This window comes from Rhodoferax sp., from assembly GCF_039922535.1.
In the GTDB taxonomy this organism is placed as follows: domain Bacteria; phylum Pseudomonadota; class Gammaproteobacteria; order Burkholderiales; family Burkholderiaceae_C; genus Rhodoferax_B.
Genome location: NZ_JBDTEM010000422.1, coordinates 1 through 7183, shown reverse-complemented (window position 1 = coordinate 7183; position 7183 = coordinate 1). Strand labels below are relative to the sequence as shown.

Below are 7183 nucleotides of genomic sequence, written 5' to 3'. Positions count from 1 at the left end.
CGCGTGCATGTGCTCAAGGGCCAGAACCACGGCTTATTCCTCGACATGGCCGAAGGCCGCCGTTGGGTGCATAAGCATGTGACTGGCCGCGCGGACTTTCGGGTGCTGAACCTGTTTGCCTACACCTGCGCGTTCTCGGTGGTTGCTCTGCAAGCCGGTGCGAAGCTGGTGGTCAATGTGGACATGGGCCAGGGTGCTATCGCCACGGGCCAACAGAACCACCGGCTCAATGGCTTGACCACCGGTGCCAGCTTTCTGCCGCACGACATCTTCACCACCTGGGGCAAGATCAACCGCAGCGGCCCCTACGACCTGGTCATCGTAGACCCGCCCAGCTACCAGAAGGGCAGCTTCATCGCCACCAAAGACTACGCCCGCCTGATACGCCGCCTGCCTGATCTGCTGATGCATGGCGGCCACGCGCTGTTGTGCCTTAACGCGCCCGAGTTGGGTATCGACTTTTTGCAAGACCACATGCGTGAACTCGCCCCCGAGCTGGTGTTCGTGGAGCGCGTGGCCAACCCGGCGGCGTTTGCCGACGTGTCGAACGAGCGGGCGCTGAAGGTGCTGGTTTACCGGGCGGCAGACGCACCCTTAAAACCCACCATTTAAGCCCCCCCCATTTTTCGGTCGGCATGTGCTACGTATTTGGTAGCTGCCTACGCAGGCCTACAAATGGTTTCGGTCATAAATGCAAGTAGCCCCGGTACCTGCGTACCGGGGCTACTCACGTTAGCTGCCAGGTGGTTTACATCTGTTGGATGCCCGACAGTACCCAGCCGCCTGCACCTTGCAGCGGCTTGGTCAAATGCCAGACCTCGTCGAACGCCTCTGCAGCGGCATCGCCTTCGGCCTTGATCATGCCGGTAAAGCGCACGCTGACGACATAGTGGTTGCCTTCCTCGGCCACTTCCAGCACGTCACCTTCGATGCGCTCCACATCGGTGTGCTGCGCTGTTGCACCGCGGTCATTCAGGTCCATCTTCAGCTGGGCAAACATTTCCGGCGTGGTGAACTGGCGAATGTCGTCCAGGTTACCGGCATCGTTGGCGGCTTGCAGGCGGATGAAGTTGACCTTGGCGTTGCGCACAAAACCGGCTACGTCGAAATCGGCGGGAATCGCCTGGCGCACAGGTGCGCTGCCACCGATACCGGAACCAATGGCAGAGCCAATGCTGGAGCCGGTAGAGGTGCCGGGCATTTCTACCTTGTAGGCGGGTGTTGCGGGCGAGAGGCTGGTAGGCGCACCGGCTCCGGCGTACTGCATGCCACCGACGGCACCCGCCTTGGCTGCAGCACGTTTACGCATAAAGAAGCCTACTGCCACCATGATGCCGGCTGCCAGTAAGCCCATCATCAGCATGGAGGCTAGTTCGCCGCCAAAGCCAAAGTGCGATGCCAGTGCGGCCAAGCCCAGGCCTGCCGCGAGTCCAGCCAATGGCCCCATCCACGAGCGTTTGGGCGCTGCAGCGGGTGCGGCAGCAGCAGCGGCGGCCGGGTTGGCCGCAGGCGTTTGTGCCGGCGCGGCCGTAGGGGCCTTATTCGGCGTGGCCTGGCGCTGCATACCCAGGGATTTGCCTGCGCCCATGCGCCGTGCGGCTTCTGCGTCCATAGCGACGGTGGACATGCCCAAGGCCATGACCACGGCCAGCAGGGAAAGAATTTTTTTCATGGTGTTCTCCAGCAAAAACGAGTTGATGTGCCCGCGATACTAGTGAAACTAAGGCCTATGAAAAAGCAGATAAATAAGGATGCTTAGTTCTGATAAACCAGAATGTGACCTGCGCTAGGCGCTAAGCTGCACGTAGGTATTCAGCAAAGCGGTCTTGTGGACCACACCCAGGAAGCGGGGGGTGGCCAGGCTTTCGATCACCGGCAGGCGTTCCCCCTGGTGTTCGATGAAGCGCTGCAAGGCCTCGGTCAGCGTCATGTCGGCGGTCAGGGGCTTGATTTCTCCGTCCAGCACATCGGCAGCGCAGGTGTGCTGCAGATCGACCATGCCAGCGGCCGGGCTGAGTTTCTTGAGCGGCACCACGCCCAAATAGTGTGCTTGCGCATCGGTGACGTACAGGTATTTGACGGGGTATTGCAGAAACAACTGGCCCATGGCCTCCAGACCGGTTTCAGGGTGGACCACGGTTTGTGTGGGCTGCACCAGGTCGCGCACGTGCAGGGTGCGCAGCCGCTGCTGCTCGTCGCGTTGGGCCAGGCGGCGCAGGGTAATGTCGTACATGGACCCGGCGTTCGCCGACCGGGCCACAAAGTAGGCGATCACGCAGGCCACCATCAAGGGCAGCATGACCTCGTAGCTCAGCGTCATTTCAAAGATCATCAAAATCGCCATCAGCGGAGCCTGGGTGGCTCCCGCTAAAAATGCACCCATGCCCACGATGGCATAGGCAAACGGGGCCGAGTTGGCCTGCGGCCAAAACCAATGCACCGCCTGGCCAAAGCTGTCGCCCAGCAAACAGCCAAAAAACAAGGCCGGGGTAAAAACCCCGCCGACCGCGCCTGACCCCACCGTGGCCATAGTGGCCACTGCTTTGGCGACCAGCAGAACCAGCAGCAGGGCAATGGGCCACGGTGAATGCAACACAGAGTTCACCACGCTGTAGCCATTGCCCCAGACCTGCGGCCAGCCCACCGATACCAGCCCCACCACCAAGCCGCCCAGGCCCAGGCGCAGCGGCAAGGGCAGGCCTGTGCGCTGGAACAGCTTGCGGCTGGTGTCCAAACCCCGCAAAAACACCGCCGACGCACCGCCCACCAACAGCCCCAGCAGGGCAAACAGCAGGACTTCAATACCCGTGACCGCTGGGAACTGAGGCATCACATAAGGTGCCTGGTAGCCCGCAAAACTGCGCATCGCAATATTGGCCACCACCGAGGCCACCATGATCGGCCCCAGACTTTCCATCGCCACTGTGCCCAGCACTACTTCGGCCACAAAAAATGCGCCTGCAATGGGGGCGTTGTAGGCCGCGGTGATACCCGCTGCAGCCCCACAGGCCACCAGCAGGCGCAGCCGGTCCACCGGCAAGTGCAGCACGCGCCCCAGCAGGGACGCGCTGAGCGCAGACAGCTGCACCATCGACCCCTCGCGGCCAATTGAGCCACCGCTGGCAATGCTGAGCAGCGACGCACCGCTGCGGATCAGGCTGGTCTGCACCGGAATGCGGCCGTCGCCCAGTACCGTGGCTTCCATATAGTCGCTGGCGGTTTTTGGCTGGGCGCGGCCACGCGCTGCGGCCAGTACCAACAGGCTGCCCGCCAGCAGGCCGCCGATGGTAGGTACCAGCACCCGTTGCCAAGGCTGCAAATGCTGGGCAATGGCGACCAGGCTGCCGCCTTGGCCCAGCACCTGCCGGTCTAATTCAAAAAGGGCGGTGCGGAACACCTCGGTGGCCAACGCGCCCAGCAGGCCGGTGGGGATGGCCCATAGCAACATTACGGACACCTCTGAAAAACGCACAACGCGCAGCCACCGCGTGCGCAGTGCCAGCCAACGGGAGCCAATAGAGTCCATGCGCCAGAAGATACCAGAGCCCCTAGGGCACGGTGTGCGTACTGGTCTGTATACCTCCAAGGTTCTAGAATCTGACACAGCTAGCTTACGGGCCACACACTTTGAACCACCGCTCTGACCCGCCTCTCTCGCCTACGCCGCAGGACTGGACCCGTGCGCCGGATCTAGGGGACGCAAACAACCCCTGGAAATTGGCCCTGGAGGGATCGGGCGTGGGGGTGTGGGACTGGGATTTGCGCACCGGTAGCCAAACCTACTCCCCGCGCTGGGACGAAATGCTGGGCTTTGCCAGCGGCGAACTGGCCCCCGGCTTTGAGGAGTTCACCACCCGCGTGCACCCGGACGACATCGCCCCCATGCAGGCGGCGGTAGCGGCCTACCTGGACGGTTCGGCACCCGGCTACAGCATGGACTTGCGCATGCGCCATAAGGACGGGCACTGGGTCTGGCTGATTTCTAGCGGCATGGTGGTCAGTCGCTCTGCCGACGGCACTCCCTTGCGGATGATCGGCACCCATACGGACATCAGCGCGCGCAAACAGGCCGAGGCCGAGTTGCGCATATCCCACACCCAGTTGCTAGAGCAAACCCGGCTGTTGCAAACCACCACCGCCAGCATCAGCCAGGGCATCTTTGTCTTCAATGCCGAGATGCGCTTGATTTCGTTCAACCAGCGGGTTTGCGAGATGCTGGACTTACCCGATAGTTTCTTGGCGGAACGGCCTACGCTGGCGCAAATCAGCGTTCGGCAGTTCAAGCGCGGCGACTTCGGCAGGCAGGCCTATTTGGTGGAGGAGAGCGCACGCGCCTATGTGCAGACTGGCGGCAAAACTCCTCTGCCAGCGCATTTTTTGCGCGAAACCCCGGACGGCAGGACCCTGGAAGTCAAAAGTCAGATGCTGCCCGATGGCGGCATGGTGCGCACCTTTGCCGATGTGTCCGACTATGTGCAGGCCCAGGCCGAGCGCAAGCGGCTGGATGGGCTATTGACGGCCATGCAGTCCCTGGCCCAGGTGGGGGGCTGGGAGGTGGATGGCGCTACCGGTCGGGTCTATTGGACGGAGGGTATCTACCGCATCTTCCAGACCTCACCCGAGGAATACACGCCCACCACTGCCTTGGAGACCTCCATGCGCGTGTTTACCCGGGCTTCCATGGAGAAGGTCATTTCCCTCGCTGGCCATCTCAGCGCAGAGCAGTCCTCGTCACATGACATCGAGCTGGAGGCAATTACCTTCCGCGGCGAGCGGATCTGGGTGCATGCCACGGGAAATTCGATCTGGAAAGACGGCAAATTGGTATCACGCACTTCGGTGTTGCAAAACATCACCGAGCGCAAGCAGGCCCAGATGGCACTGCAAGACACCGAAGACCGCTGGCGGCTGGCACTGGAAAGCACCGGCGACGGCGTGTGGGATTGGCACATCCAGACCGGGGTGGAGCACCTCTCCAAGCGCTTGGTTGAGATGTACGGATTTGAAGAAGGCGAAGTCCCTAACCTGTCAACCGAGCTGGACCAGCGTACCCACCCCGACGACCGACCGCAAATGGACCGTGACCGCGATGCCCATTTTGCAGGCCTTACCACCAGCTATTCCAATGAGCACCGGGTGCACTGCAAAGACGGCAGCTGGAAATGGGTGCTGAGCCGGGGCATGGTGATCGACCGGGACCCACAGGGGCAGCCCTTGCGGATGATTGGCACGCACACCGACATAACCGACCGCAAAGCCGGGGAAGCGTTGGTTCGCCAGCAGGCGTTTTTTGACACCCTGACCGGCCTACCCAACCGGCGTATGTTGCGCGACCGGCTGGAGCAAGAGATCAAGCGCTGTAAACGCGATGCCCAGCAGTTGGCCATCCTGTTCATCGACCTGGACCACTTCAAAGAGGTCAACGACACCTTGGGCCATGACAACGGCGATTTGCTGTTGGTGGAGGCGGCCCGCCGCATTCAGTCCTGCGTGCGCGAGGCCGATACCGTGGCCCGCATGGGGGGTGACGAATTCACCGTGGTGCTGACCGAGGTGGCCGATGTCCACCGCCTGGAGCCCACCCTGCAAAAGATTCTGCATGCGATGGAGCAGGTGTTTCAGCTCGGCAACGAACAGGTGTTTGTGTCTGCCAGCATCGGCATCACCCTGTACCCGTTGGATGCGACCGGCATCGAAGACCTGTTCAAAAACGCTGACCAGGCGCTGTACGTAGCCAAAGGTGCCGGGCGTAACCGTTTCAGCTTTTTTACCCCGGCCTTGCAGGAGGCTGCACAAACCCGGGTGCGCCTGGCCAACGACCTGCGCTCTGGCCTGCAAGGGCAGCAGTTCCGGCTGGTCTACCAGCCCATCGTGGATCTGGCCACTGGGGCCGTGCACAAGGCCGAAGCGCTGATCCGCTGGCAGCACCCAACGCGCGGTCTGATCAGCCCGGACCAGTTCATTCCGATTGCCGAGTCCAGCGGTTTGATCGTGGAGATGGGGCAGTGGGTGTTCGAGCAGGCGGCGCTGCAGGTGCAAGCTTGGCGCACCACGTTGCACCCTGATTTTCAGATCAGCATCAACAAGTCTCCGGTGCAGTTTCACCACCAGAGCCAGGGCAACCAGCGGTGGGACACGCAACTCCGGGCCCTGGGTCTGCCGGGTTCCTGCATGGTGGTGGAGATTACCGAAGGCCTGTTGCTCGACACCAGCGACCGGGTGAGCGACCGCCTGATGGAGCTGGCCGATGCAGGCATCCAGGTGGCGTTGGACGACTTCGGCACCGGTTATTCGGCGCTGTCCTATCTGCAACGTTTTGACATCGACTTCATCAAGATCGACCAGTCGTTTGTACGCCATCTGGTGCCGGACTCCACCGATCTGGCCCTGTGCAAGGCCATGGTGGTGATGGCCCACGCCCTGGGCATGAAGGTAGTAGCCGAGGGGGTAGAAACCGCCCAGCAGCGCGACCTGCTGGCCGCCACGGGCTGTGACTACGCGCAGGGCTACTGGTTCTCGCGCCCGGTGTCGGCACCGGACTTTGAGGCCTTCTGGGCCGCACATCCAGCGCCAGCCTTACTGCAAAGCGGGTCCTAATTATTTGAAGAAAATACGGCTTTGGCGCAGGAGGAACCTGCGCAGGCAGCTATTCATTGTGTAGCGTTTACCGTGCGGGGCCAAAAATATTTGGAAACCGCTGCATCCAAAACCAGGGCTGGCGTGTAGTACCTGTAGCAGTGCTTGAAAAGCTGCTGATCCGTTCCTTCAGGTCCTAACCGTTGCTACCTTTTTTGGAGATATTGCATGTCGATCAAACACCTTTCCCTGCTGGCCACCGTATCCGCCGCCGCCTTGCTCAGCGCCTGCGGCTCCATGGCCCCCATGAAACCCATGTTCAGCCAGGACAGCCTGCCCGAGGCCGTCAAAGTGCCCATGGGCCACAAAGTGGCCATGGAAACCGTGGGTGTGGGCGAGATCACCTACGAATGCCGTGACAAGGCCAATGCGCCTGGCATGACCGAGTGGGTCTTTGTAGGCCCTAACGCTGCCTTGAACGACCGCAGCGGCAAGCAGGTCGGCAAGTACTACGGCCCGCCCGCCACCTGGGAAGCGATGGACGGATCCAAAGTCTCCGCTACCCAGCTCGCCGTCGCCCCTGCGGGCGCAGGCAACATCCCTTACC

Annotated in this window: 5 protein-coding genes; 3 read left to right on the top strand and 2 right to left on the bottom strand. The window is 61.8% G+C overall.

Annotated elements, in window-relative coordinates; genetic code table 11:
- Positions 1–612 (top strand): class I SAM-dependent methyltransferase (locus tag ABI213_RS20105; protein ID WP_348028413.1); only part of this gene is annotated, 612 nt, incomplete at its 5' end.
- Between the two features lie 136 nt (positions 613–748).
- On the opposite strand, the gene ABI213_RS20100 is transcribed toward ABI213_RS20105, so the two are convergent.
- The gene (locus tag ABI213_RS20100) at positions 749–1672 is read right to left on the bottom strand and encodes a Tim44-like domain-containing protein (protein WP_348028411.1); all 924 of its coding nucleotides are present in this window, start codon (positions 1670–1672) and stop codon (positions 749–751) included.
- A 114-nt stretch (positions 1673–1786) separates the two neighbouring features.
- On the bottom strand, positions 1787–3526 hold the full coding sequence (locus ABI213_RS20095) for a ClcB-like voltage-gated chloride channel protein (protein ID WP_348005466.1): 1740 nt from the start codon (positions 3524–3526) through the stop codon (positions 1787–1789).
- Positions 3527–3627: 101 nt separating this feature from the next.
- Here ABI213_RS20095 and ABI213_RS20090 point away from each other — a divergent pair, with 101 nt between their 5' ends.
- Complete coding sequence (locus ABI213_RS20090; RefSeq protein ID WP_348028409.1) at positions 3628–6597, top strand: EAL domain-containing protein; 2970 nt, start codon at positions 3628–3630, stop codon at positions 6595–6597.
- Between the two features lie 207 nt (positions 6598–6804).
- A partial coding sequence (locus ABI213_RS20085) for a DUF3455 domain-containing protein (RefSeq protein ID WP_348028407.1) occupies positions 6805–7183 on the top strand: 379 nt, incomplete at its 3' end.

What these genes read in the sequence shown, in the direction of transcription:
- ABI213_RS20095 (WP_348005466.1), bottom strand. Translation starts at nt 3,526, where the DNA reads ATGGACTCTATTGGCTCCCGTTGGCTGGCACTGCGCACGCGGTGGCTG.
- ABI213_RS20100 (WP_348028411.1), bottom strand. Translation starts at nt 1,672, where the DNA reads ATGAAAAAAATTCTTTCCCTGCTGGCCGTGGTCATGGCCTTGGGCATG.